The organism is Pseudoalteromonas sp. BSi20495, assembly GCF_000241185.1.
GTDB lineage: Bacteria > Pseudomonadota > Gammaproteobacteria > Enterobacterales > Alteromonadaceae > Pseudoalteromonas > Pseudoalteromonas fuliginea.
In genome coordinates this window covers 1-24,961 of the sequence record NZ_BADY01000176.1, presented here as the reverse complement: position 1 = coordinate 24,961, position 24,961 = coordinate 1, and the positions used below count along the sequence as shown (strand labels likewise).

Annotated in this window: 22 protein-coding genes; 7 read left to right on the top strand and 15 right to left on the bottom strand. The window is 39.2% G+C overall.

Annotation, left to right across the window (positions count from 1 at the left end):
* Window positions 1-831 (top strand): S1 RNA-binding domain-containing protein, encoded by an 831-nt coding sequence (locus P20495_RS01095; protein ID WP_007376592.1) that lies wholly within the window; start codon window positions 1-3, stop codon window positions 829-831.
* A 107-nt stretch (window positions 832-938) separates the two neighbouring features.
* On the opposite strand, the gene P20495_RS01100 is transcribed toward P20495_RS01095, so the two are convergent.
* The 10 genes from P20495_RS01100 to gyrA form a co-directional block, all read right to left on the bottom strand.
* The gene (locus P20495_RS01100) at window positions 939-1,313 is read right to left on the bottom strand and encodes a hypothetical protein (protein WP_008139224.1); all 375 of its coding nucleotides are present in this window, start codon (window positions 1,311-1,313) and stop codon (window positions 939-941) included.
* Between the two features lie 92 nt (window positions 1,314-1,405).
* Window positions 1,406-2,110, bottom strand: a complete 705-nt coding sequence (gene pyrF / locus P20495_RS01105; protein ID WP_008139217.1) for an orotidine-5'-phosphate decarboxylase — start codon at window positions 2,108-2,110, stop codon at window positions 1,406-1,408.
* A gap of 187 nt (window positions 2,111-2,297) precedes the next feature.
* On the bottom strand, window positions 2,298-3,434 hold the full coding sequence (gene lapB, locus P20495_RS01110; RefSeq protein WP_007376595.1) for a lipopolysaccharide assembly protein LapB: 1,137 nt from the start codon (window positions 3,432-3,434) through the stop codon (window positions 2,298-2,300).
* A 2-nt stretch (window positions 3,435-3,436) separates the two neighbouring features.
* Window positions 3,437-3,718: a lipopolysaccharide assembly protein LapA domain-containing protein gene (locus tag P20495_RS01115; protein WP_007376596.1), complete on the bottom strand. Its 282-nt coding sequence runs from the start codon at window positions 3,716-3,718 to the stop codon at window positions 3,437-3,439.
* Between the two features lie 21 nt (window positions 3,719-3,739).
* Window positions 3,740-4,027: an integration host factor subunit beta gene (gene ihfB, locus P20495_RS01120; RefSeq protein ID WP_007376597.1), complete on the bottom strand. Its 288-nt coding sequence runs from the start codon at window positions 4,025-4,027 to the stop codon at window positions 3,740-3,742.
* 66 nt (window positions 4,028-4,093) lie between these two features.
* Entirely contained in the window at window positions 4,094-5,761 is a 1,668-nt protein-coding gene (gene rpsA, locus P20495_RS01125; RefSeq protein WP_002961176.1) for a 30S ribosomal protein S1, read from the bottom strand.
* Window positions 5,762-5,856: 95 nt separating this feature from the next.
* Window positions 5,857-6,567 (bottom strand): (d)CMP kinase, encoded by a 711-nt coding sequence (cmk, locus tag P20495_RS01130; protein WP_007376598.1) that lies wholly within the window; start codon window positions 6,565-6,567, stop codon window positions 5,857-5,859.
* A 106-nt stretch (window positions 6,568-6,673) separates the two neighbouring features.
* On the bottom strand, window positions 6,674-7,951 hold the full coding sequence (gene aroA, locus P20495_RS01135; RefSeq protein ID WP_008139215.1) for a 3-phosphoshikimate 1-carboxyvinyltransferase: 1,278 nt from the start codon (window positions 7,949-7,951) through the stop codon (window positions 6,674-6,676).
* On the bottom strand, window positions 7,951-9,033 hold the full coding sequence (serC, locus tag P20495_RS01140; protein ID WP_033016435.1) for a 3-phosphoserine/phosphohydroxythreonine transaminase: 1,083 nt from the start codon (window positions 9,031-9,033) through the stop codon (window positions 7,951-7,953). The genes aroA and serC overlap by 1 nt, the downstream gene beginning before the upstream one ends.
* A 158-nt stretch (window positions 9,034-9,191) precedes the next feature.
* A complete protein-coding gene (gyrA, locus tag P20495_RS01145; RefSeq protein ID WP_007376601.1) occupies window positions 9,192-11,891 on the bottom strand; it encodes a DNA gyrase subunit A in 2,700 nt (899 codons plus the stop codon).
* A gap of 176 nt (window positions 11,892-12,067) precedes the next feature.
* Here gyrA and ubiG point away from each other — a divergent pair, with 176 nt between their 5' ends.
* The 5 genes from ubiG (at window position 12,068) to yfaE (ending at window position 17,622) form a co-directional block, all read left to right on the top strand.
* Window positions 12,068-12,778, top strand: coding sequence for a bifunctional 2-polyprenyl-6-hydroxyphenol methylase/3-demethylubiquinol 3-O-methyltransferase UbiG (ubiG, locus tag P20495_RS01150; RefSeq protein ID WP_007376602.1), 711 nt, complete (start codon window positions 12,068-12,070; stop codon window positions 12,776-12,778).
* Complete coding sequence (locus P20495_RS01155; protein WP_007376603.1) at window positions 12,778-13,458, top strand: HAD family hydrolase; 681 nt, start codon at window positions 12,778-12,780, stop codon at window positions 13,456-13,458. The genes ubiG and P20495_RS01155 overlap by 1 nt, the downstream gene beginning before the upstream one ends.
* A 412-nt stretch (window positions 13,459-13,870) precedes the next feature.
* A complete protein-coding gene (nrdA, locus tag P20495_RS01160) occupies window positions 13,871-16,153 on the top strand; it encodes a class 1a ribonucleoside-diphosphate reductase subunit alpha (RefSeq protein ID WP_008139207.1) in 2,283 nt (760 codons plus the stop codon).
* A gap of 66 nt (window positions 16,154-16,219) precedes the next feature.
* Complete coding sequence (nrdB, locus tag P20495_RS01165; RefSeq protein ID WP_007376605.1) at window positions 16,220-17,350, top strand: class Ia ribonucleoside-diphosphate reductase subunit beta; 1,131 nt, start codon at window positions 16,220-16,222, stop codon at window positions 17,348-17,350.
* Entirely contained in the window at window positions 17,350-17,622 is a 273-nt protein-coding gene (gene yfaE, locus P20495_RS21775) for a class I ribonucleotide reductase maintenance protein YfaE (RefSeq protein ID WP_008139206.1), read from the top strand. Before nrdB ends, yfaE begins: the two co-directional genes overlap by 1 nt.
* Window positions 17,623-17,702: 80 nt before the next feature.
* On the opposite strand, the gene aldA is transcribed toward yfaE, so the two are convergent.
* From aldA to P20495_RS01180, 3 genes are read right to left on the bottom strand one after another with little or no spacing between them, the layout of a single operon-like run.
* Window positions 17,703-19,151 (bottom strand): aldehyde dehydrogenase, encoded by a 1,449-nt coding sequence (gene aldA, locus P20495_RS01170; protein ID WP_007376607.1) that lies wholly within the window; start codon window positions 19,149-19,151, stop codon window positions 17,703-17,705.
* Between the two features lie 4 nt (window positions 19,152-19,155).
* The gene (locus P20495_RS01175; RefSeq protein WP_033016439.1) at window positions 19,156-19,920 is read right to left on the bottom strand and encodes a 2,5-didehydro-3-deoxy-L-galactonate 5-reductase; all 765 of its coding nucleotides are present in this window, start codon (window positions 19,918-19,920) and stop codon (window positions 19,156-19,158) included.
* Window positions 19,921-19,951: 31 nt separating this feature from the next.
* Entirely contained in the window at window positions 19,952-20,974 is a 1,023-nt protein-coding gene (locus tag P20495_RS01180; RefSeq protein ID WP_008139202.1) for a zinc-binding dehydrogenase, read from the bottom strand.
* Between the two features lie 291 nt (window positions 20,975-21,265).
* Here P20495_RS01180 and P20495_RS01185 point away from each other — a divergent pair, with 291 nt between their 5' ends.
* The gene (locus P20495_RS01185; protein ID WP_008139201.1) at window positions 21,266-23,221 is read left to right on the top strand and encodes a CRTAC1 family protein; all 1,956 of its coding nucleotides are present in this window, start codon (window positions 21,266-21,268) and stop codon (window positions 23,219-23,221) included.
* Between the two features lie 62 nt (window positions 23,222-23,283).
* Here P20495_RS01185 and P20495_RS22825 read toward each other — a convergent pair whose 3' ends face one another.
* Window positions 23,284-23,715 carry a hypothetical protein gene (locus P20495_RS22825; RefSeq protein WP_374700029.1) on the bottom strand — a complete coding sequence of 144 codons (432 nt, stop codon included), beginning with the start codon at window positions 23,713-23,715 and terminating at the stop codon, window positions 23,284-23,286.
* Window position 23,716: 1 nt separating this feature from the next.
* Window positions 23,717-24,763 (bottom strand): MFS transporter, encoded by a 1,047-nt coding sequence (locus P20495_RS01190; protein WP_008139199.1) that lies wholly within the window; start codon window positions 24,761-24,763, stop codon window positions 23,717-23,719.
* Between the last annotated feature and the right edge of the window lie 198 nt (window positions 24,764-24,961).

The following is a 24,961-nucleotide window of genomic DNA, read 5'->3' as shown; positions in this document are numbered from 1 at the left end:
ATGAGTTACCTAGGAACCACACAAACATTATTTGTAAAAGAAGTGAGTAACGAAGGTGCTTACTTAGACGGCCATGATTTAGGTGAAGTATTTTTACCAAAACAAGAAATAAAACATGAGCTTGAAGCGGGCGATAGTATTAGTGTATTTATCTTTTTAGACAATGCTAATTTGGCCACAGCAACAATAAAGAAACCACATGCTCAAGTTGGCGAGTATGCCCTACTGCGCGTTAAAGAAATAAATAGTATTGGGGCGTTTTTAGATTGGGGGCTTGAGAAAGATGTGCTTGCACCTTTTAATGAACAAAAACCACGCATGCAAGAAGGCCATTCTTATTTAGTACGTCTGTACCTTGATAATGCAAGCCAACGTATTTGTGCCTCAAACAACTTTAATCGTTTCCTGTCAAAAGATGAGCCGCAATATACTCACTTACAAGAAGTGGATTTAATTGTTGCTGGAAAAACAGATATTGGCTACAAAGTATTAATTGAAGAGTCGCACTTCGGTGTTGTTTTTTACAATATGGTATTTAAAAGCTTATTTGTGGGTCAAAAGCTTAAAGGCTATATTCAAAAAGTACGTGACGACGGAAAAATTGATGTTGTACTAGAAAAGCCAGGTATGGGAAAAGTAAGTGACCTTGGTGAAACTATTATGCAAAAACTTAAAAACGAAGGCGGTGTTATTCCACTTGGTGATAAGTCTGATCCTGAAGCAATAAAAAAGATGTTTTCTACCAGTAAGGCTAATTATAAAAAAGCAATTGGTGGCTTATTTAAACAAGAGTTAATAGATATTGAAGCAAAATCAATCCGTTTGAAGTAACAAAAATGCGTTTAGTATACTTACTAAACGCTTTAATTTTTTAGATTAGTTGATTTGAAAATAAGGTTTTTATCGTTTATTAAACCTAAAATATTAATGAAAGTGTATCAACCTAAAATATACTTATAAGGTAAAGTACATTGCGTATATTGCCTGGAATAATCAAGCGCATCTTCTTTAGTTTCTAGATTAAGTGGTGCTAAACGAAATACCTTTTTGTCACAGTCTTGTTTTCGCTCATCGTGATTATCAACACATTCACTTATACTAATATTATGGTTACTTAAGACGCCTTCATTTTTATAACATAAATGATAAGCGTAATCAGCCATCGTCTTTTTAAAATCATATACGTTAATAGGGTAGCTAGAAATAATATCTGTAACCTTTGTCACGCCATCATAAGCTTTACTTGAAAGAACATACTTGTTAACTAAAAAACCCGCAATAATAATGAAAAACAAACCAAAAAACGACTTCAAAATAGATCCCCTACTGAATTTTGATACTATTAATGTAGCATAATATACCAATTAAGTAAGGGCATAGCACTTAACAACTACTTTTTATTGAATTAAGCAATGGACTTGTTAATATCAGTTAATACTCTCAAAGGGTTTTCAGATTGCGTTATAGGCCGTCCAATCACTAAATAATCACTACCAGCATCAATGGCTTGCTTAGGTGTCATGATACGCTTTTGATCGCCTGCTGCACTCCCTTCTGGACGAATACCTGGAGTGATAAGTTTAAAGCTTTCCCCCAGCTCGGATTTAAGTACCTCAGCTTCTTGCGCTGAACATACAACACCGTCAAGTCCAGCCTCTTGAGCAAGTTTAGCTAAATAGATAACTTGCTCTTTCGCCGGCTTATCAATACCTAAACGCTCAAGCTCTTTTTCATCCATGCTTGTTAAAACAGTCACAGCAATTAGCAAAGGTGCTTTATCACCAAATTTTTCTAGGGCCATTTTAGCTTTATTCATCATTTCAAAGCCACCAGATGCATGTACATTAACCATCCATACTCCCATTTTTGCAGCTGCAGTCACAGCCTTTGCAACTGTATTAGGAATGTCATGAAACTTTAAGTCTAGGAAAACATCAAAGCCTAAATCAATTAGTTCTTTAACAAAAGTAGGACCAAAATAAGTAAACATCTCTTTGCCAACTTTAAGGCGACATGTCTCTGGTGAAAGTTGCTTAACAAAGTCTAGAGCTATTTGTTGATCGTCGTAATCTAATGCTATAAGAATTTTTTTTGAGTGTTCAAAAGACATAACTATCCTAATGTATGGCTATAAAGTAACTATAAATAGATCTAATGCGATATCTTCAGCAGGTGATTTTAAGTGTTGATAAATGAAATTTATATAGACTGTGTTTTACAAAAATTTCAACTAAGTAAACACTCAGTTTAATTTGCTAAAATGATCATCTTTAAATCCAGTATTATTAAAGGGGTTATTAAAATCCGTCTAATCCTCTGCTTGGAACAATAGTTTCCCAATGTTTACAAGAAGGGCAATTCCAATAAATCGTGTAGCTAGTAAAGCCACAGTGCTGACATTGAAAGTCAGGTTTAGTCGCTATGTAAGAAGTAACCAATTTATCAATTTGATTCAGTACTTCTTTTGTGTTTTTGTTTTGATCACCCATCAATTGCAGTAAAAAACTAAAACCACGAATAGTAGGTTGACGTTTTAAACTATCAGTTAAAAAATCAAAAGCTTGTTTTGTATGCCCTTGTTCTAGCAAAGCTTGGCAGTGTTTTATTTTTATTAATACACCGCCCTTTTCTAACAAGTCACCTACTAGCTCATGAAATTGATGCGTTAAATTTAATTGTTTATAACTATGTGCGAGCTGATCAATAAATAGCGGAGCAAACAAAGTAAATTGAGTAACAAGTTCACGCCAGTAATAAATTGCTTTAACGTAGTCTTCTTTTATATAAGCCAATAAACCTAATTCGTACAGAGGACGCACTGCTTTATAATTTAAGCTAATTGCTTTTCTCATTAATTGTGGATTATCATCACTCAGAGCAGATTCGCAATAAAAATTAGCAATAGCTTTGAATTGCTGTTCTTTAGAAAATAACTCGCTATGGGCTTCAAACATATTAATACCTTTTTCCCATTCGCGAGTTTGCGAATACAAAGTTATAATAGGTTCGAGCGCTTCAACATGCCCTGCTTTAACTAGCCAGACTAAATGTTCTTCAGCACCATCAAGTAAACCAGCCATAATATAGTCTTCAGCAAGTTCTAAACGGCTTGTTGCAGCTTGTTGTTCATTTAAGCTTGGGTGTTTTAAAAGTAGTTCATGGATTTTTATTGCGCGGTCTAGTTCACCTCGACGGCGAAACATAGTTGCAAGTGTAGAATAGTGCTCGACTGAATCAGCCGAAACTTCAAGCAAGTTAATTAAATGCTCTAAGCCCTGATCTTCTTCTCTATCGAGTAAAAACTTTAAGCCTTTACTGTATTCAGAGGTAATCTGACGATTAAGTAAGTGAGCTTGGTTTTTAGCACTGTTTTTCCCCATAATCCAACCGTAACCGGCTGCAACAGGGAGTAATAAAAACAAAAGCTCAATCATAATTAAATGTCTTTATTAGCAGCAAGCTTTTTTTTATCTTCTTCAGGTACTAATAACTTTTTCAACCGATAGTTTTGCCACTTCAATTGTGAAAATAATTTAAAGCTAATAAAAAAACCGATCAAAACACCCAGTAAAAAGCAAATACTTATTATTACAGCTAAAGGTAATGTATTACTGGCAATAATATAATTAATTTGTACTAATTGTGGATTTTGAGAACCCAATACAAATGCGCTAATTAGGCATAGCGCAACCAGAATAATTTTTAAGACCTTAAACAAGTAACTACTCCACTAAGTTAACTAGGCAATACTTTCATTCACGCGGTCGCGTAATTCTTTACCCGGTTTAAAATGAGGTACATGCTTTCCGTCAAGCTCAACTGTATCGCCAGTCTTAGGGTTACGACCTGTGCGAGGAGCACGGAAATGCAAAGAGAAACTACCAAAACCTCTGATCTCAATACGATCTGAAGTAGATAATGAGCCGGCCATTTGTTCAAGAATTTCTTTTACAGCATTCTCAACATCTTTCACTGGAACGTGTGCGTGTTGTTCCGCAAGTGTTTCTATCAATTCTGACTTAGTCATATCGTTTCCTTAAAAAGAAATATAGGAAGGGCAAAAAATGCCCTTCCAACTAAAACTAATTATATATTAGTCTTTTTGTGCATTTGCGAAAGCAGCTGCCATTGCGTTTTCAAACACTGGCTCTTCTTTCTTAAGCTTCTCTAGTACTTCTTTCTCTTCTGCTTCGAAAAGAGCTTTTACAGATAAGCTTAAAGTGCGGTTCTTACGATCAACACCAACGTATTTAACTTCAATTTCGTCGCCTACAGAAACAACAGTAGTTGCATCTTCAACGCGTTCTTGAGCGATATCAGCTACACGGATGTAACCTTCAACGCCTTCGATAAGTTCAACAGTTGCGCCTTTCGCATCAACTTCAGTCACTTTACCTTTAACAATAGCACCTTTTTTGTTTGCATCAAGGTAGTTATTGAATGGGTCAGCTTCGATTTGCTTAACACCTAGAGAGATACGTTCACGCTCTGGGTCAACTTGCAATACGATAGCAGTGATTTCGTCGCCTTTCTTGAATTCACGTACAGCTTCTTCGCCAGGTGTATTCCAAGAAATATCTGAAAGGTGTACAAGACCGTCAATACCACCGTCAAGGCCGATAAAGATACCGAAGTCAGTGATTGATTTGATCTTACCAGTAACTTGATCGCCTTTGTTCTGTAGACGAGCAAATTCCTGCCAAGGATTAGCAATACATTGCTTAAGACCAAGAGAAATACGACGACGTTCTTCGTCAATTTCTAAAACCATAACTTCAACAGTGTCGCCAAGGCTTACAACTTTTGAAGGATGGATGTTCTTGTTAGTCCAATCCATTTCAGAAACGTGTACTAAGCCTTCAACGCCTTCTTCGATTTCCACGAAACAGCCGTAATCTGTAAGGTTAGTAACACGACCAGACAGTTTAGAACCTTCTGGGTAACGACCAGCGATAGCTGCCCATGGATCTTCACCAAGCTGTTTAAGGCCTAGAGATACACGAGTTTTATCTTTGTCGAATTTTAGAACTTTAACTGCGATTTCGTCGCCAACATTAACGATTTCTGAAGGGTGTTTAACACGCTTCCAAGCCATATCAGTAATGTGTAGTAGACCATCAACACCACCAAGGTCAACGAATGCACCGTAGTCTGTAAGGTTCTTAACGATACCTTTAACTTCTTGACCTTCAACAAGGTTAGCAAGAAGCTCTTCACGTTCTTGTGAGTTTTCAGATTCGATAACTGCACGACGTGAAACAACAACGTTGTTACGTTTTTGATCAAGCTTGATTACTTTAAATTCAAGCTCTTTGCCTTCAAGGTGAGTTGTGTCACGTACTGGACGAACATCAACAAGTGAACCAGGTAGGAAAGCACGGATTGAATCAACTTCAACTGTGAAACCGCCTTTAACTTTACCGTTGATAACACCGGTAACAGTTTCTTGCTCTTCACATGCTTTCTCAAGACGGATCCACGCTTCGTGACGCTTCGCTTTCTCACGAGAAAGGATAGTTTCACCGAAACCGTCTTCAATTGCATCTAGTGCAACATCTACTTCGTCGCCAACAGCAACTTCAAGTTCACCAGCAGCATTTTTGAACTGCTCTGCAGGGATAGCACTTTCTGATTTAAGACCAGCATCTACAAGTACAATGTTATTCTCGATAGAGATTACTGTACCTTTAACAATAGAGCCTTGCTCTGCTTCAAAACCCTTTAAGCTTTCTTCAAATAACTGCGCAAAATTTTCTGACATACGAATATACGTCTCATATATTAATACCAATAAGCAACCATGCTGCATGGGGTTGTTAAAATAGCACGGGCATCCTGCTGGTGCATAAAATGTGTTTAGCTTCGTTTAGGAAGCTTACCTTCAGATATTGCAACATCTAATAAAGTCATAACTTTATCAAACACTTGCTGAGCATTGAGTTCGCTAGTATCGAGTTCAATAGCATCGTCTGCCGGCACAAGCGGAGCAACGGCACGATTCATATCGCGCTCGTCACGAGCTTGAATGTCCTGTAATAGACCACTCAGTGTAACATCAAGGCCGCGCGTATTCAACTCAACAAAACGCCTACGAGCACGCTCTTCTGCACTTGCTGTTAAATAAATTTTTAACGGCGCATCTTGAAAAACCACAGTCCCCATATCGCGACCATCGGCAATTAAGCCACTTTCAGTACGAAACGCTCGCTGGCGACGTAATAATGCTTCACGAACGCGAGGTAATGCTGCAACCTTTGATGCCGCAGCGCCTACTTCTTCATTACGAATAGTAGTCGTTACATCTTCGCCTTCTAAAATAACTTTTCCTGCATTAGTTTGGCTATCTACCAAAAACTGCACATCTAAATTTGCAGCAAGAGGGACAAGCCCTTCTTCATTGTCTAATGCAATTTGGTGATGAAGTGCAGCTAAAGATAAAACGCGATAAATCGCACCGCTATCTAATACATCCCACCCTAACTTGTCGGCTAACAAGCGACAAACAGTTCCTTTACCTGAACCACTTGGGCCATCAACGGTGATCACGGGCATTAATAACGCCTGCATTTAAACCTCCTGCAATGCACACCTAAATAAACCGCCACATTATACGCCAGTTATAAAAATATATCTGCTATTAGTGTGTAACTTTTTATAATTAGTTATAAAAGCCCTATTCACTGACTGACGCTAAAACATTGAAAAATGTAGGAAATGTCTTATAAGTACACTTTGGATCATTAATCGTTATAGGTTTCCCGCCAACAGCAACCATGGCAAAGCACATGGCTATACGGTGATCGTCGTAGGTATCTATTGCTACATCATTGAAATGTTCAGGTGGTGTAATTTCTATAAAATCATGCCCTTCTACAACTTCTGCACCTACTTTTCTAAGCTCAGTTGCCATTGCATATAAACGGTCTGTTTCTTTTACTCGCCAGTTATAAATGTTACGAATGGCAGTTGGACCTTTAGCAAAAAGAGCAACTGTTGCGAGTGTCATAGCTGCATCAGGAATTGCATTAGCGTCAATATCTACGCCTTTTAATTCGCCTTTGCGAACAACTAAACGCTCATCATACCAATCGATTTTCGCGCCTACTTGCTCCATTACTTTGGCAAAGCCTATATCACCTTGAACCGATTTAGCACCTACACCTTTAATCTCAATTTCACCACCCGCTATCGCAGCTGCAGCAACAAAGTAAGAAGCAGAAGACGCATCCCCTTCAACCATAATTCGATCGAGAGATTGATACTGTTGACCACCTTTAACTTTAAAAGTTGCATAATTACTGTGTTCAACATTAACACCAAAACGTGCCATTACATCAAGCGTAATATCAATATATGGTTTAGAAACCAAGGTACCTTTAATGGTTATATTTGTATCACCACTAAACAAAGGTGCAGCCATTAGTAATGCAGTTAAAAATTGACTTGAAATACTACCGTCAATTTCAACTGAGCCGCCCTTAATTTGCCCACCCATAATCTTAAGTGGTGGATAGTCTTTGTGTTTAGTATAAGTAACATCACCACCCAATGCTTGAAGAGCATCAACTAAATGCCCTATTGGACGCTCTTCCATGCGCGGCTCGCCTACTAACTCATATTCACCAGTAACAGCAGCAAGTACAGCCGTTAAAGGTCTGTAAGCAGTGCCGGCATTCCCTAAAAACAATGGCTCGCTAGGCGTTTTAAATACGCCACCAACGCCGTTTACTGTCGCGACTGTTCGCTCATCATTTAAAGTTACATGCACACCTAATAATTTTAAAGCACCTAACATATGGCGTATATCATCGCTATCAAGCAAATTTTCAACAACGGTAGTACCGCTTGCCAGTGCTGCTAAGAGCAAAATCCTATTCGATAAGCTCTTTGAGCCTGGTAGGGTTACCGTGCCATTTACTTTTGTAATTGGTTCTAAACGAAGCTGTTCCATTAACTGTGCTCCTTAGCAAAGGCAGCCATAAAGTCTACGAGGGCTTGAACACCTTCAAGTGGCATAGCGTTGTAAATACTTGCGCGCATGCCTCCTACAATTCGGTGCCCTTCAAGTGCAAGTAAACCCGCATCATTGGATTGAGTTACAAACTGCTCATTTAAGCTTTCATCGTTTAGCCAAAAAGGAACATTCATACGTGAACGACAATGCTTAGCGACTATATTTGAGTAAAAGTCAGAATTATCAATAAAATTATACAGTAGCTCAGCTTTTGCAATATTTTGTGTTTCCATGGCTTTTACGCCGCCATTTCTCTCTAACCATTCGAAGACTTCAGCAGCTAAATACCATGCAAAAGTAGGTGGCGTGTTAAACATGCTGCCCTGTTTTGCTTCAAGGGCGTAATCTAAAATACCAGGCTTTGCTAGCCCTTCACGCTCAAGTAGTGTTTTACGAACAATAACGATTGAAATACCCGATGGACCGATATTTTTTTGCGCACCAGCGTAAATTAAATCAAATTTGTTCACGTCTATTTCGCGAGACAAAATAGTCGATGACATATCAGCAACAATCGGCGCAGTTGGGTGACTCGGTACATCAAAAATCTCGAGTCCATCTACCGTTTCGTTAGGGCAATAATGAATGTACGCCGCATCTTCTGGTAATTCCCAGTCAGCAACGTCTTTAATTGAAAATTCACCATCAGCATCATTACGTACATCCGTAAAAGACGTTTGAGTGAACTTATTCGCTTCATCTCTGGCGCTTTTCGACCATACGCCATTCTCGCAATAAAACGCTGTTTTGCCTTCTTGGTGCAAATTTAAAGGAACAGCACTAAATTGGCCACGACCGCCACCGTGCATAAACAACACTTCAAATTCATCACTGATATTCATTAAGCGGCGAAGACTCGCTTCACACTTTGCAGTTAATGCTAAAAACTCTTTGCTGCGATGGCTCATTTCCATTACAGAAACACCCAAGTCTTGCCAATCTAGAAACTCTTTTTGCGCTTTTTTCATAACCGCTTGCGGAAGCATAGCCGGTCCCGCACAAAAATTATATTTACTCATTACCTTTGCCTCATTCCAGTAATTTAACTACTAAGCATGAACGTATAATCCCCATCCACTCAACCTTACGATTTTAATGAATGAATATAATTTCACACTCTATTAATTTTTTTCAACAACATTAAAAAAAGCGGCCAAGGCCGCTTTTTCAATATCAATTATTCTGAAGGAGGATTATCATCCGCTACTTCATCAATAACCGTATCTACAGTTTCAACGTCTTCAATATCAATCAAGTCACTTTGAGTAACTTCAATCTCTTCTATACGTTGTAAACCAACTACTTGCTCTTCGTCAATAGTTCTGATCAAAATAACACCTTGAGTGTTACGTCCAACCGTAGAAACTTCATTAACACGAGTTCGTACTAAGGTACCACGATTTGAAATAATCATTATTTCATCGTTGTCGTCAACTTGCACAGCACCAACAACAGCACCGTTACGTTCACTCACCTTAATTGATACAACACCCTGTGTTGCACGACTCTTCGATGGGTAATCTTCAAGTTGCGTACGCTTACCGTAACCGTTTTCAGTTACCGTCAGAATAGCACCGTCAGTTTTTGGTACAATTAACGATACTACGCGTTGCTCATCTGGCATTTTAATACCACGAACACCTGTAGCAGTACGACCCATAGGGCGAACACCTTTGAAGCGAATCTCAGGGTTACCTTCTTCGTCTAATACTGGATTACCGTTTTCATCAACAACCGTTGTTTCTTCAGCTTCTTTAAAACGTACAACTTTACCTGCATCAGTGAACAACATAATTTCGTTGCTACCATCGGTAATATCAACCCCAATCAGGCTATCGCCTTCATTTAAGTTAACAGCAATAATACCGCTTGCACGTTGACGACTGTAAGCCGTTAATGGTGTTTTCTTAACTGTACCAAATGCTGTTGCCATAAAGATGTATTTATCTTCTGCGTACTCGCGTACTGGCAATATAGCAGTAATTCGTTCATCAGCTTCAAGTGGTAACAAGTTAACAATTGGCTTACCGCGCGCTGCACGACTTGCCAGTGGTAACTGATATACTTTAAGCCAATATAAACGCCCGGCCGTAGAGAAACATAAAATAGTATCGTGCGTATTTGCAACGAGTAGACGTTCAATGAAATCTTCATCTTTCATCTTCGTTGCTGATTTACCTTTACCACCACGGCGTTGTGCTTCGTAATCAGACAATGCCTGATATTTCACATAACCTTCGTGAGAAAGCGTTACTACAACGTCTTCTTCGGTAATTAAATCTTCTAAGCTAATATCGTGAGCCGCTGCATTAATTTCAGTACGACGTTCATCGCCGTATTGTGCTTTAATTTCAACTAACTCATCACGAATAACTTCCATTAAACGCTCTGGCGTTGCCAAAATATGTAAAAGCTCAGCAATTAAATCTAATAGTGTTTGATATTCACTCAGGATTTTTTCATGCTCAAGACCTGTTAGCTTGTGTAAGCGTAAATCTAGGATTGCTTGGGCTTGTTGCTCTGAAATAAAATACTGACCGTCGCGAATACCTAAATCAGCAGCTAGCCAATCTGGACGTGCAACATTATCTTCGCCTGCTTTTTCAAGCATTGATTTTACATTACCTAATTCCCACGAACGTGCCGTTAAAGCAACTTTAGCTTCAGCAGGTGTAGGGGATTTACGAATAAGTTCGATAATAGGGTCAATGTTTGCAAGCGCAATAGCTAAACCCTCTAGCATATGTGCACGATCGCGGGCTTTGCGTAAATCAAATACTGTACGACGAGTTACTACTTCACGACGGTGAATAATAAACTCTTCTAGCATTTCTTTTAAGTTGAAACACTTAGGCTGGTTGTTAATTAACGCAACCATATTCATACCAAACACAGTTTGTAACTGAGTCTGCGCATACAAGTTGTTTAAAATAACCTCGCCTACGTCACCACGTTTGATCTCAATAACGATACGCATACCGTCTTTGTCTGATTCATCACGTAGTGCACTAATGCCTTCAATTTTTTTATCTTTAACAAGCTCAGCAATTTTTTCAATTAAGCGTGCTTTGTTAACTTGATAAGGAATTTCGTGAACGATAATTGTTTCACGGCCTGTTTTTTCATCCGTTTCAATCTCAGCACGTGCACGCATGTACACTTTACCACGGCCAGTTTGGTATGCTTGTTCAATACCTTTCTTACCGTTGATAATTGCAGCGGTTGGAAAATCTGGGCCCGGAATATAATCCATTAACTCAGTTATAGTTAATTCAGGATTGATTATAAGCGCTAAACAACCATTAATAACTTCTGTTAAGTTATGTGGTGGGATATTTGTAGCCATACCTACCGCAATACCTGATGATCCGTTAACTAATAAGTTAGGGACCTTTGTTGGTAAAACGTCAGGGATTTGTTCTGTGCCGTCGTAGTTAGGAACGAAATCAACCGTTTCTTTTTCAAGATCAGCTAATAGCTCATGCGACATTTTTGCCATACGTACTTCAGTATAACGCATTGCCGCAGCTGAATCGCCATCAACCGAACCGAAGTTACCTTGGCCATCTACAAGCATATAACGTAGTGAGAATGGCTGAGCCATACGAACTATCGTGTCATAAACTGCACTGTCGCCGTGTGGGTGGTATTTACCGATTACGTCACCGACCACACGGGCCGATTTTTTGTAAGGCTTGTTCCAGTCATTACTAAGCTCGTTCATTGCAAACAAAACGCGGCGATGAACAGGTTTTAAGCCGTCACGTACGTCTGGTAATGCACGTCCTACAATTACGCTCATCGCGTAATCTAAGTAGGAGTTTTTTAACTCGTCTTCAATATTGACTGGCAGAATTTCATTGGCGAGATCAGTCATTTGATATCACATTCCTTCAGTATCAGCTCTCAACGACCCGGTATTGGGGATTAAGAGTATTGTTATTATTTCTAACAGTCATGCTATCACAATTAATTTTAATTTACAGGCGCAAAACTTTGCGATTTATCAATTTAGCCCTATATAATGGCCTCAGATTGACGAGGAAGTATTTTATGACCGAACATCAAAATGTAGATCACGCAGAAATAGCAAAATTTGAAGCCATCGCCGAGCGTTGGTGGGACCTAGACGGAGAATTCAAACCTCTTCACGAAATTAACCCGTTACGTTTAGACTTTATAGCAAACAAAACGCAAGGCTTATTCGATAAAGAAACACTCGACGTTGGCTGTGGTGGCGGTATTTTAAGCCAAAGCATGGCGCGCATGGGCGCAAAAGTAACTGGCATCGACATGGGGCAAGAGCCTTTAACTGTTGCTAAGTTGCACAGTTTAGAAACTGGCGTAAATGTAGATTATATAAAAGTGCCTGCAGAAGAGTTTGCTTCACAAAATCCAGAGCGCTTTGATGTAATAACCTGTATGGAAATGCTTGAGCACGTTCCCGACCCAGCATCTATCATTCATGCCGTAGCCGCATTAGCCAAACCAGGCGCAGACGTGTTTTTTTCAACCCTGAACAAAACACCTAAAGCATACTTATACGCTATTGTTGGTGCTGAAAAGCTTTTAAAAATGGTGCCTGAAGGTACACACGACCATAAAAAGTTTATAAAACCTGCACAGCTCATTGCATGGGCAGAGCAAGCGGGTTTAAAAGTTCGTGCAAGTACAGGCCTTTCTTATAACCCACTATCAAAGCAATATACGCTTAATAACGACGTTAGCGTAAATTACATACTTTATTTTGAGAAGTTAGCTTAATGGCTAACTCTCAAGCCCCCCATCCCCTTATTGAGTACGATGCATTTTTATTTGATTTAGACGGCACCCTACTCGACACTGCGGATGATTTAGGTGCCGCTTTAAATGCAGTGCTTATTAGCAATAAAATAGAGCCTGTTAGTAGTGATATATACCGTCCTGCGGCATCTAACGGCGCTGGCGCATTATTAGAGGCTGGTTTTAAAGCGTTATGGGACAAACAACCCCAAAGCGAGCTTATAAAGCAATTAGTTGACGAGTACGCTGCAAACATAGCAAATCACACACGCTGCTTCAGCGGAGTTGAATCGTTACTTATCGCCCTAGATCAGAAAAAGATCAAATGGGGGATCATGACTAACAAACCAGGGTTTTTAACCGATCCTTTAGTTGCAGCTATTCCTGCTTTAAAAAATGCCAGTGTAGTAATAAGTGGTGACACTTTAGCAGAGGCCAAGCCATCACCTTTACCACTGCTACATTGTGCAAAGCTTATGCAAGTACAGCCAAAGCGTTGTTTATACATTGGTGATGCACAGCGTGACATACAAGCAGGCAAAGCAGCAGGTATGCATACCGCGACTGCACTTTGGGGTTACATTCCCAGTGAAGATGAGGCATTAAGCTGGAAAGCCAATTTAAACTGGCTAAGTCCAATTGATGGTTTTAACCATATATAGTGCTATGTTAATTAATAAACACTATATATTGTGATTGTGTTAGTTTTTATGCAAAGCTTGCTGATAAAAAAAGCAGTCAAAATTTATTTTTAAAATGCGTAAATTTAGCAGATCATTAGTTGATTTTTGCATATTTCAACTTAAATGATTGTTCGAAGGTGAGTGTCTACTAACACAAATGCGTTATCCCAAAGTTATCCACAAACAGGGGCAATTATGTCCCTTGCAAAACAATGCAGACCACACTATCTTGTGATCTCTAAATTGAACAACACCAGATATTGTGGCCAAATGTTATTCAATTAAATTCACTAATTTGGTGAAACCTATAATAAATGAGCACTACACCTTGCTAATTTGAGGTGTAAACATTGGTCAAAATACATAATCCCCAAGGAATACAGGCAAAGCTATGAACCAACAGTTATCTGTAAGCAAACGTGACGGGCGTAAAGAGCCGCTTGATCTTGATAAGATCCATCGCGTTATTGAATGGGCCGCCGAAGGTTTAAATAACGTTTCGGTTTCGCAAGTTGAATTAAAATCACACATTCAATTTTACGATGGTATTCGTACCAAAGATATTCACGAAACCATTATTAAAGCAGCTGCAGATCAGATTTCAAAAGAATCGCCAGATTACCAGTATTTATCAGCGCGTTTAGCTGTATTCCACCTACGTAAAAAAGCCTATGGCCAATTTGAGCCACCACGTTTATTTGATCATGTAACTAAAATGGTTGAAGACAAACGCTATGATGCTCACTTATTAGTAGATTATACAGAGCAAGAATTAGATGAGCTTGATGCGTACCTTGATCATTCTCGCGATCTTAACTTCAGCTACGCTGCTGTAAAACAGCTTGAAGGTAAGTACCTCGTTCAAAACCGTGTAACAGGTGAAATTTACGAAAGCGCACAGTTTTTATATATTTTAGTAGCGGCAAGTTTATTTGCTGACTACCCACGTGAAACGCGTACTAATTACATTAAACGTTTTTATGATGCGGTATCGTTATTTAAGATTTCATTGCCTACACCAATAATGGCTGGTGTTCGTACCCCTACTCGTCAATTTAGCTCATGTGTATTAATTGAATGTGGCGACAGCCTCGATTCAATCAATGCAACATCATCAGCTATTGTTAAGTACGTTTCACAACGTGCGGGTATTGGTATTAACGCAGGTCGAATTCGTGCGCTAGGTAGCCATATTCGTAATGGCGAAGCGTATCACACTGGTTGTATTCCTTTTTATAAGCACTTTCAAACAGCGGTTAAAAGTTGTTCGCAAGGTGGTGTACGTGGCGGCGCTGCGACATTGTTCTACCCGCTTTGGCACCTAGAAGTAGAAAACCTACTGGTACTTAAAAATAATCGTGGTGTAGAGGACAACCGTGTTCGTCACCTAGATTACGGCGTACAATTTAATAAATTAATGTATTCTCGTTTAATTAAAGACGATTACATTACGTTATTTAGCCCATCAGATGTGCCTGGCCTTTATGATGCATTTTTTGAAGACCAAGCAGAATTTGATGCGCTTTACGTCAAATACGAACAAGACGAGTCTATCCGTAAAAAGCGTATCAAAGCCATTGAGCTTTTCTCTATGTTTGCCCAAGAACGTGCAAGTACTGGTCGTATTTACTTACAAAATGTGGATCACTGTAATACACACAGCCCGTTCATTGCTAAAGTTGCGCCTATTCGCCAATCTAACTTATGTTTAGAAATTGCATTGCCAACTAAGCCACTTAATAACGTAAATGACGAAGAAGGCGAAATTGCCCTTTGTACACTTTCTGCATTTAACTTAGGTGCAATAGAATCACTTGATGAGCTTGAAGAATTAGCTGAGCTTGCTGTACGTGCACTTGATAACTTACTTGATTTCCAAGACTACCCTGTACCGGCTGCTAAAAATGCAACTATGGGACGCCGTACGTTAGGAATAGGTGTAATTAACTACGCATACTACCTAGCTAAAAACGGTAAACGTTATTCAGATGGCAGCGCGAACGCCCTGACTCACAAAACATTTGAAGCGATTCAATACTACTTGATGAAAGCATCTAACGAGCTTGCTAAAGAGCGTGGTGCATGTCCTAAGTTTAACGAAACAACGTACTCTCAAGGCATTATGCCAACTGATACGTACAAACGTGATTTAGATAAGATTTGTGATGAACCACTTCATCTTGATTGGGATACATTACGTGCAAACATTAAAGAGCACGGCATGCGTAACTCAACATTAAGTGCGTTAATGCCATCAGAAACATCGTCGCAAATCTCTAACGCTACAAACGGTATTGAGCCTCCACGTGGTCATATTAGTGTTAAAGCAAGCAAAGATGGTATTTTAAAACAAGTAGTTCCTGAGTATGAACGCTTAAAAAATAACTATGAGTTATTATGGGATATCCCATCAAACGATGGTTACTTACAGCTTGTAGGCATAATGCAAAAATTTGTTGACCAAACAATCTCAGCAAACACAAATTATGATCCAAACAAGTTCGAAGGCGGTAAAGTACCTATGCAAGTCTTATTAAAAGACTTACTTAGTGCATACAAACTGGGCGTTAAAACGTTGTACTATCACAACACCCGTGATGGCGCATCAGATTCACAAGAAGACACTCCAGAAGTGGAAGATGATGATTGTGAAGGCGGCGCGTGTAAAATATAGTTACTAATTTTTATTTTAAGCGGGCATTTAGCCCGCTTTTTCTGATAGTTTTTTTGAGTGATAAACATGTCTTATACTACTTTTAGCCGAAACCATAATAACCAAATGCAAGAGCCAATGTTTTTTGGCCAAACAGTTAACGTATCTCGTTACGACCAACAAAAGTACCCTATCTTTGAAAAGCTAATCGAAAAACAATTGTCTTTCTTTTGGCGTCCTGAGGAAGTGGACGTAAGTAAAGACCGTTTAGACTTTCAGGCATTACCAGATCACGAAAAGCACATATTTTTAAGTAACTTAAAATACCAAACATTACTTGATAGTGTGCAAGGGCGTTCACCAAACGTAGCCCTACTGCCTATCGTATCGCTACCAGAACTTGAAACATGGATAGAAACATGGGCGTTTAGTGAAACAATTCACAGCCGCTCATACACACATATTATCCGTAACGTAACACAAGCACCTGAGCTTATTTTTGATGACATTGTTAGCAACGATAAAATTAGCGAACGTGCTGATGCGGTAACAAAATATTACGATGACCTAATTAACTCTGTATCACTTTACAATTTATACGGTGAAGGAAAACACGAAATTAACGGTAAAACCGTTATCGTGAATTTATTTGAGCTTAAAAAGAAACTTTACCTTGCAATGATGTCGGTAAATATTTTAGAGGCGATTCGTTTTTACGTAAGCTTTGCATGTTCGTTTGCGTTTGCTGAGCGTGAACTGATGGAAGGTAACGCTAAAATCATCAAGCTTATTGCGCGCGATGAAGCACTGCATCTTTCGGGTACTCAGCATATTTTAAATATTATGCAAGACGGTAAAGACGACCCAGAAATGGCGATTGTTGCCGCTCAGTGCCGAGACGAAGCAATTAAAATGTTTGTTGAAGCCGCAGAGCAAGAAAAAGAATGGGCAGAATACCTGTTTAAAGATGGCTCAATGATTGGTTTAAATAAACATATTTTATGTCAGTACGTTGAATACATCACCAACGCCCGTATGACTGCGATTGGCTTACCTGCACAGTTTGAAAACAACAGTAACCCTATTCCATGGATCAACTCATGGCTCGTGTCTGATAATGTACAAGTAGCACCACAAGAAGCAGAAATAAGCTCATACCTTGTTGGTCAAATAGACTCTCAAGTTGATGCATCAGAATTTGGTGATTTTGATTTATAATGAGTGACAAGTCTACTGCAAGCATAACGCTTGCAGAAAACAGCCAGTGTATAGAATTTAATACTGGCTGCCCTTCTCTTTTACACTGCTTAGAATCCATGAAAATAGACGTCGCATTCCAATGCCGTGAAGGCTACTGTGGAGCTTGCAGAGCTACTTTAGTGTCTGGCAGTGTTGAGTATAACGAAGAGCCACTTGCGTTTGTGCGAGAAGGCGAAATATTGTTGTGCTGCTGTAAACCCAATGGCGATATAAGTATTAATTTAAAGTAATCTGCTGACAAATAAAAAGCCAATAATGAAAACATTATTGGCTTTTTGCTTAAGCTGCATTACGGCTAAATTTTGGAATATTATTTTTCTTTCAAATAAACGGTTTTCTTCTCTAGATATTGCTCTAGACCAAATTTACCATCTTCGCCGCCAAAGCCGCTCTGTTTCCAGCCATTATGAAAACCTTGGTGCTGCTCACCCATACCACGGTTAATATAAACTTCACCCACTTCTAATTCGTTAATGGCTTTATTAATATCGAAAAAGTTTTGCGTAAATATATAAGCGCTTAAGCCATAAATACTGTCGTTACAGTATTCAATCGCTTGCTCCATATCTTTAACTTTAACAATAGGGAGTACTGGGCCAAAAGTTTCTTCGTGCACTGCAATGTTATCTTGCTTAACGTCTACAAGTAACGTGGGTTCGTACCAACAACCGCCTTCAAAACCCTCAACAGAAGCAACTTTACCACCAGTGGCGACAGAAGCGCCTTGTTGAATACTTTGTTGAACTATGTGATCAATGTTGTCTATTTCGCGTTGATTACATTTAGGACCCATTTGCGTATCTGGGTTCATAGGATCTCCAACACGAAGTGCTTTTACAGCTGGTATAAATTTAGCCATAAACGCATCGTACACAGACTCTTGAACATATAAACGCTCAACACAGGTGCATACTTGCCCGCAGTTAGCAAAACGACCCCAAAGCGCACCTTCAACAGCCTCATCAAGGTCGGCATCGGCCATAACAACCATTGGCGCTTTACCGCCAAGTTCAAGCATTACAGGCGTCATGTATTCTGCGCTAGTTTTGTAGATTTGCTTACCTGCAGCAGTAGAGCCTGTCATGGTGATCATTTTAGTAATTGGGCTTTCACACAATGCTTGGCCAACAACAGAACCTGATCCATTAATAACGTTTAGCACGCCAGCAGGAATACCCGCTTCGTTTGCTAAACGACCTAGCTCGGTGGTTGCTAAAGGTGTTTCTTGAGTAGGTTTTAATACAATAGAGTTACCTGTGATTAACGCAGGTCCAATTTTACGACCAGCCAATGCCAACGGAAAATTCCACGCAGTAATACCAACAACTACGCCTCGTGGCACTTTATGAATGTATATTTTTTCATCATCGTTATCTGAAGGTAAAATATCGCCTTCAATAGTAAGTGCATGGTCGCATGCATAGTCAATAAAAGTCGCTGTTACGTCGACTTCCATTTGTGCAACTGATAGTAATTTACCTTGCTCTGCAACAAGCATTGGCGCAAGAATATCTTTATTTTCACGAATTTTATTAGCAAACACACGCAATATATTTTGACGTGTGCGAGCTGTCAATTTAGCCCACTTTTTCTGCCCTACATTCGCTGATTCAAGTGCATACTGCGCATCTTCTATACAGCCTTTTGGTATTTCACCAATTTTTTTACCTGTAGATGGGCTTAATATTTCAATCGTGCCACTTGCTTTAGAAGCAACATATTCGCCATTTATAAAATTCACATTATTATGAAAGTTCATTGAACTATCTCCCCATCCATCCGCCATCAACCAATAAAATAGCGCCGTTTACGTAACTAGCAGCCTCAGAAGCCAAGAACACAGCAGGCCCTTTAAAGTCTTCAGGATTTCCCCATCGACCTTGTGGAATACGCGCTAAGATGGCTGCATTACGCTCTTTGTCATTGCGTAATGCCTCAGTGTTATCGGTATCAATGTAACCTGGCGCAATCGCATTTACATTAATGCCTTTGCCAGCCCATTCATTAGAAAGCGCCATAACCAATTGCCCAATAGCACCTTTACTAGCTGCGTAACCTGGTACTGTAATACCACCTTGAAAAGTGAGCAAAGAAGCCGTGAAAATAACTTTACCCTCGCCATGCTCTATCATTTGTTTGCCTATTTCGCGGCTTAAAATAAATTGAGCATTTAAGTTAACTTCAATCACTTTATCCCATAAATCATCGCCATGCTCAGCCGCAGGAGCACGAAGGATTGTACCTGCATTATTGACTAAAATATCAATTTTTGGAAAATCACTTTTTACATCATTAATAAACGAATAAAGCGCATCACGATCACCAAAATCACATTGGTAGGCTTTAAAATTTCGGCCAAGGGCTTTAACTTCTTTTTCTACTTCAGAGCCTTCAAGCTCTAAGCTTGCAGATACACCAATAATATCAGCGCCAGCCTGTGCTAAACCTAGAGCAATACCTTTACCAATACCGCGCTTACAACCTGTAACAAGGGCTACTTTGCCCTCTAAACTAAATTTTTCTAACATATTATTCATTTTCATACCTTTATAATTTTTATTATTGTGGGTTACATTCAACAAGCGCTTTCATGCCTTCTGGATTTCCATCCATACTCGCAAATGCACTACCAATATCAGTTAACGAACTAACCGAACTAATAAAAGGTTTAAGATCTATTTGGCCCGATGAAATTAATTCGATAGCCCAATCAAAGTCGGCCGCTTCGTATACACGTGCACCTAATAACTCCAACTCTTTCCAAAAGAATTGAAATAAATCGATTTCAGGTTTAACACTGTGAATAGCCACCATGACTATACGACCCCGGCGCCCTGCTATTTCAGTCATAGCCTCTATTGCGGGTTTTACGCCTGATACTTCAAATACAACATCAGCACCTTTTGTTTGCGTCCAGCTATCTACATAGGCAGCTAAATCTTCTTCAATGGGATTAACCGATTTAACACCTAGCTCATCGGCAAAAGCACGGCGGCTTTCGTTAGGCTCAGACACGAGTACTTCTGCGCCAACACTTTTAGCAACCGCAGCAACTAATTGCCCAATTGGCCCGCCACCAAGCACAACAACTTTCTCACCCGCTTGTAAGCGCGAGCGTCGTACATCATGGCACGCAACCGATAACGGCTCTATTAATGCGCCTTGTTTTAAATCAACGCCTGCTGGTAATTTATGCAAAGTACGCGCTTTAACTGTCCAGCTTGACTGAAAAGCACCTGGCGTATCTATTCCCATAAACTTTAAGTTCTGACAAATATGCGTATGCCCTGCATTACATGTAGGACAATCGCCACACCAATCTAGTGGACGTACTACCACGTTTTCGCCGACAGCAAAGCCTTCAACGCCTTCACCTATTTCTGCAACAACACCTGATATTTCATGGCCAATTGTTTGCGGAATAGACACTCGTTGATCCATCACACCATGGTATATGAGCATATCAGTACCACAAATCCCAACGTATCCAACACTCAATCTAATCTCACCCGCTTTAGGTTTAATAGATGTGCCTTCAACAATGTTAAATGACTTGTTACCTATATATTGTGCAGCTTGCATATTTTTATACCTTCAAGAATGTTTAATTAAATAGTGACCAAGTAATGCATCATTAAAACAATGCCGATACGAGGAATATCAAAGTGAACTATCACATCTTTGATATGGTTTATTGTTAACAATTTACACCTAGGTATGTAATTTGTAAAGCCACTCTTAATATTTAATATAACTTCAGAGCAGTAAAGCGAGTCAGTTAAAAACATTAAGGCTTGGGTAATAAAATTTACTTGTATGTTTTACTTTCAATCTATATTGTCAACAATTAACACAATGTAAGGAGGCACAATAGTGATTAAAAACAAAAAATCAATTTTTAGCTTAGTGATAATTAGCGCTATGAACTTAGCGGGATGCAGTCAAACCACACAAACGCCCAGTAGCCAAACAAGTAACAACGTTGTATTTTCTGATGTGTCTGAACAAGCTGGCTTAATAACACAAAAAAACTGGAAATATGGCGGCCCTACCATTGCCGATATAAACAGTGATGGTCATTATGACCTGCTGCTAACAAATCACGACACCACTCCTATTCGTTTATTTATGGCAAATGGAGATGGCACATACACACTACAAAACGATATTTTTCCACGAGCAGATCTACACGGTATGTCGGCCGGTGATTACGACAACGATGGTGATCTCGATGTACTTATTGCACTAGGTGGTGGAAATGGCACTACACCTCAACCCCAGCGACTACTTAAAAACAATAATGGTAAATTTGAAGATAAAACCGTTGAAGCTGGCTTATCTAAAATGGGGGCTCGCGGGCGTTCTGTGCGCTGGGTTGATATAGATAGCGATGGTGATCTTGATTTTATCCAAGTAAACGCCGAAAAATTAATTCACGAAAACTCCCCTCGTAATATCATTTTTGAAAATATCGGCAATGGAAAATTTACTTATCACCCATCAGCTACTTTTGAAAATATAAAAGCCGAGCGTGTATTATTAACCGATTACAATAACGATGACATACTCGATATTTTTGCTTTTGATGGATACAACAATTTAGCTATTTATCAAGGTAATAACGACTTTACCTTCGCCAATACGACTCAAGATCTATTAGGTGCAAATAGTGAAGCCTACAAAGGCACGCTCGCAGTTGCGCAAGCTGATATAGATAACGACGGCGATATGGACTACTACCTTGCTCGCGGAAAGCTAAGCTACACTATCGCTAATAACAGTCTATCGTTTAATAAAGGCAGCAAACGACTAGACCTGCGTGATGAAGGTAATAAAAGTCACGATGGCATAACACTCATTACCGACAACACAAACTCAGGAAGCCTTATACTAAGTGACTTTTATCACTTCCCGCGTGCCAAGCTATTAAGCCATATGGATGTATACATAGGCGAGAAAAAAGAATTAATAAATACACCCAATAAAAACACAACCATTAGCCAGAAAAGAGCGCGCGGGTTTCCAACTAAGCTTGATAAAACTGGCTGGTACATTGGGTATTTAGGGAATAATAGATGGCGAGTAGAATGGGTACTTACCGATAACCTTGCATGGGATGTACGCGCATCATTCAAAAATGTAAAAGGCTATCAAAGCGATTGGCAACCACAAAATCTCGCCCTTCCTGATGTATTACTACGTAACGATAATGGTAAGCTAGTTGATATTTCATCTAAATTACCAGCATTAACAAACAGTAATAACTGGGGAGTTGTACCTGGCGATTTTAATAACGACACAAAAATAGACTTTATGGTCTATCGCTTTGGTAAACTAAAAGAACGAGTTGCCGATGTTTTACTCATTAACCAAGGTGATTACAACTTTAAAGCAACAATCACTCATAACGCCGATACCGAACGTGGCTTAGACTCACACGGCGATATGGGAGCCGCATTTGACTTCAACCTAGACGGAAAACTCGACCTACTAAGCGGAGATGAAGATAACGGCCAATGGCATTTATATAAAAATACCACAGAGTTAAGTCACGCCCACTTCACCCTTATTCGAGTTGGGTACTCAAAAAGTGGGGTTGATCCATATGGTGCAAAAGTACAAATTAAAACAGCAACTGCGAGCCAATATCAAGTTATTGGTTCACAAAGTGCTACCCACTCGCAAAGCTTACTTAATATTGTACATTTTGGATTAGCACAGGCAGATTCAATCTCATCAGTTATTGTTACATGGCGAGATGGCAGCTCTGAGCATTTAAATAAACAACCTACAGATCAATTGATAAGTGTTGGTAACTTAAATAACTGATCTATAGCCGCAACTCTCATGCCCCCTTAATTAAGCGAATAACGACAGGGGGCTTATTATATTTACTTGATAATGTAATTTGGGATTTGTTTTGCCTGTTCAATATTCTGCTTATTTAACTGCTCAAAAAACTTATCTATTTGTGCTTTGTATTCCCATGATTGCTGCAATACATTATTTGTATTGTGCTTATTCCACTCATTCCACAGCTTGGCTAATTTCGCTTGTTCAGCGGGTAATGTATCAACCAAGTTATGTTGCTCATACGGATCCGCTTTCATATCAAAAAAACTACGGCCTACATTCGGTAGTGGTTGGTTCATATATTTATAATCAGCGGTACGTACAGCATAAATATTTGGTGCCTCTTCTAAGCGCCAAAATAACGCCTGATGTGGGCTGCCTTGTCTAGTGCCTTGTAAAAATGGCAGTAAATTAACACCATCTAATTTCTTATTATCAGCACCCGCTAGTGCAACTGAGGTTGCAGCAATATCAAGTGACGATACTAAAAAACAAACTAAGTGTTGCAGCTGCTAATCCCCAAATAACAAGGGGTCTGCGCCCTAACTTATCTATCAAAGCAATAGCTACCACAGTAAATACAATACTGACTAAACCAATTAAAACAGCGTTAAAAAAAGCCGCATCAGTGCCGACTCCCAGTTGTTCAAACACCGTTGGAGCATAAAACATTATGGCGTTAATCCCCGTCACTTGCTGCACAATAGCAATAGTAAAAGCAATAATGACAGCGGCGCGAACACGACTTTCGAGTAGTTGTTTAAATGAAGAAAAATACCCACCTGTTTCGCTGTAATCAACCAAGCTCTCTTTAATACTCTTAAGTTGCTCTTGGGCCAATTCAGTATTTTTATTTAAACGATGCAAGATAGTTATAGCGCGTGTTTCGTTGCCTTTCATAACTAACCAACGCGGGCTTTGAGGAATAGTAAATAATAATAAAAACCATAAAACAGCAGGAACAATCTCAACGCCTAGCATCCAGCGCCATAAATTATCTTGCACATTCCACTGTGTTACCCACTCAAAATTACTGTGAGCTAAATCAACAAGTAAATAGTTAGCAAAATACGCTGCGGATAATCCAACAACAATATTTATTTGAATCATAGACACTAATTTACCACGGTACTTAGACGGTGCAACTTCACCTATATACATAGCAGCGACCGATAAAGATGTGAATGCTAATCCACCTATAAAACGAGCAGCAACTAATAGCTCGTAACTTGGCGCTAAAACCGATGCAATTGCCGACAGTATGTATATAAACGCAATGCCTATTAAAGTATTTTTTCGGCCAAACATATTGCATATGTAACCGGTAATGACTAAAGCAAATAGCACACCAAAACCAGGCGCACTCACGACTGTGCCAATTTGAATGTCTGATAAATTGAATTCTGCCGATACAAAACGAACCGTACCTGAAATAAGAGCAGCGTCTAATCCAAATATAAAGCCACCAAAGGCGACAATAAATGCAAAGAAAAACACATTACGTTTACTACCATTCATACTTCAATCCAACTTTGTTGTTATTGTGTGTTACTTATGTAGAGAATAAAGTAAGGGGTTGTGCTAAATTATATATTGTTAACAATTAACCATGGGTGTGATTTCGAGAGTATTTTAAAATTAATATACTTGCAACCTATATTTTAAAGAACGTTACTTTATATTCATTTGTTTTGTAATAAATATAAAAAATAATAA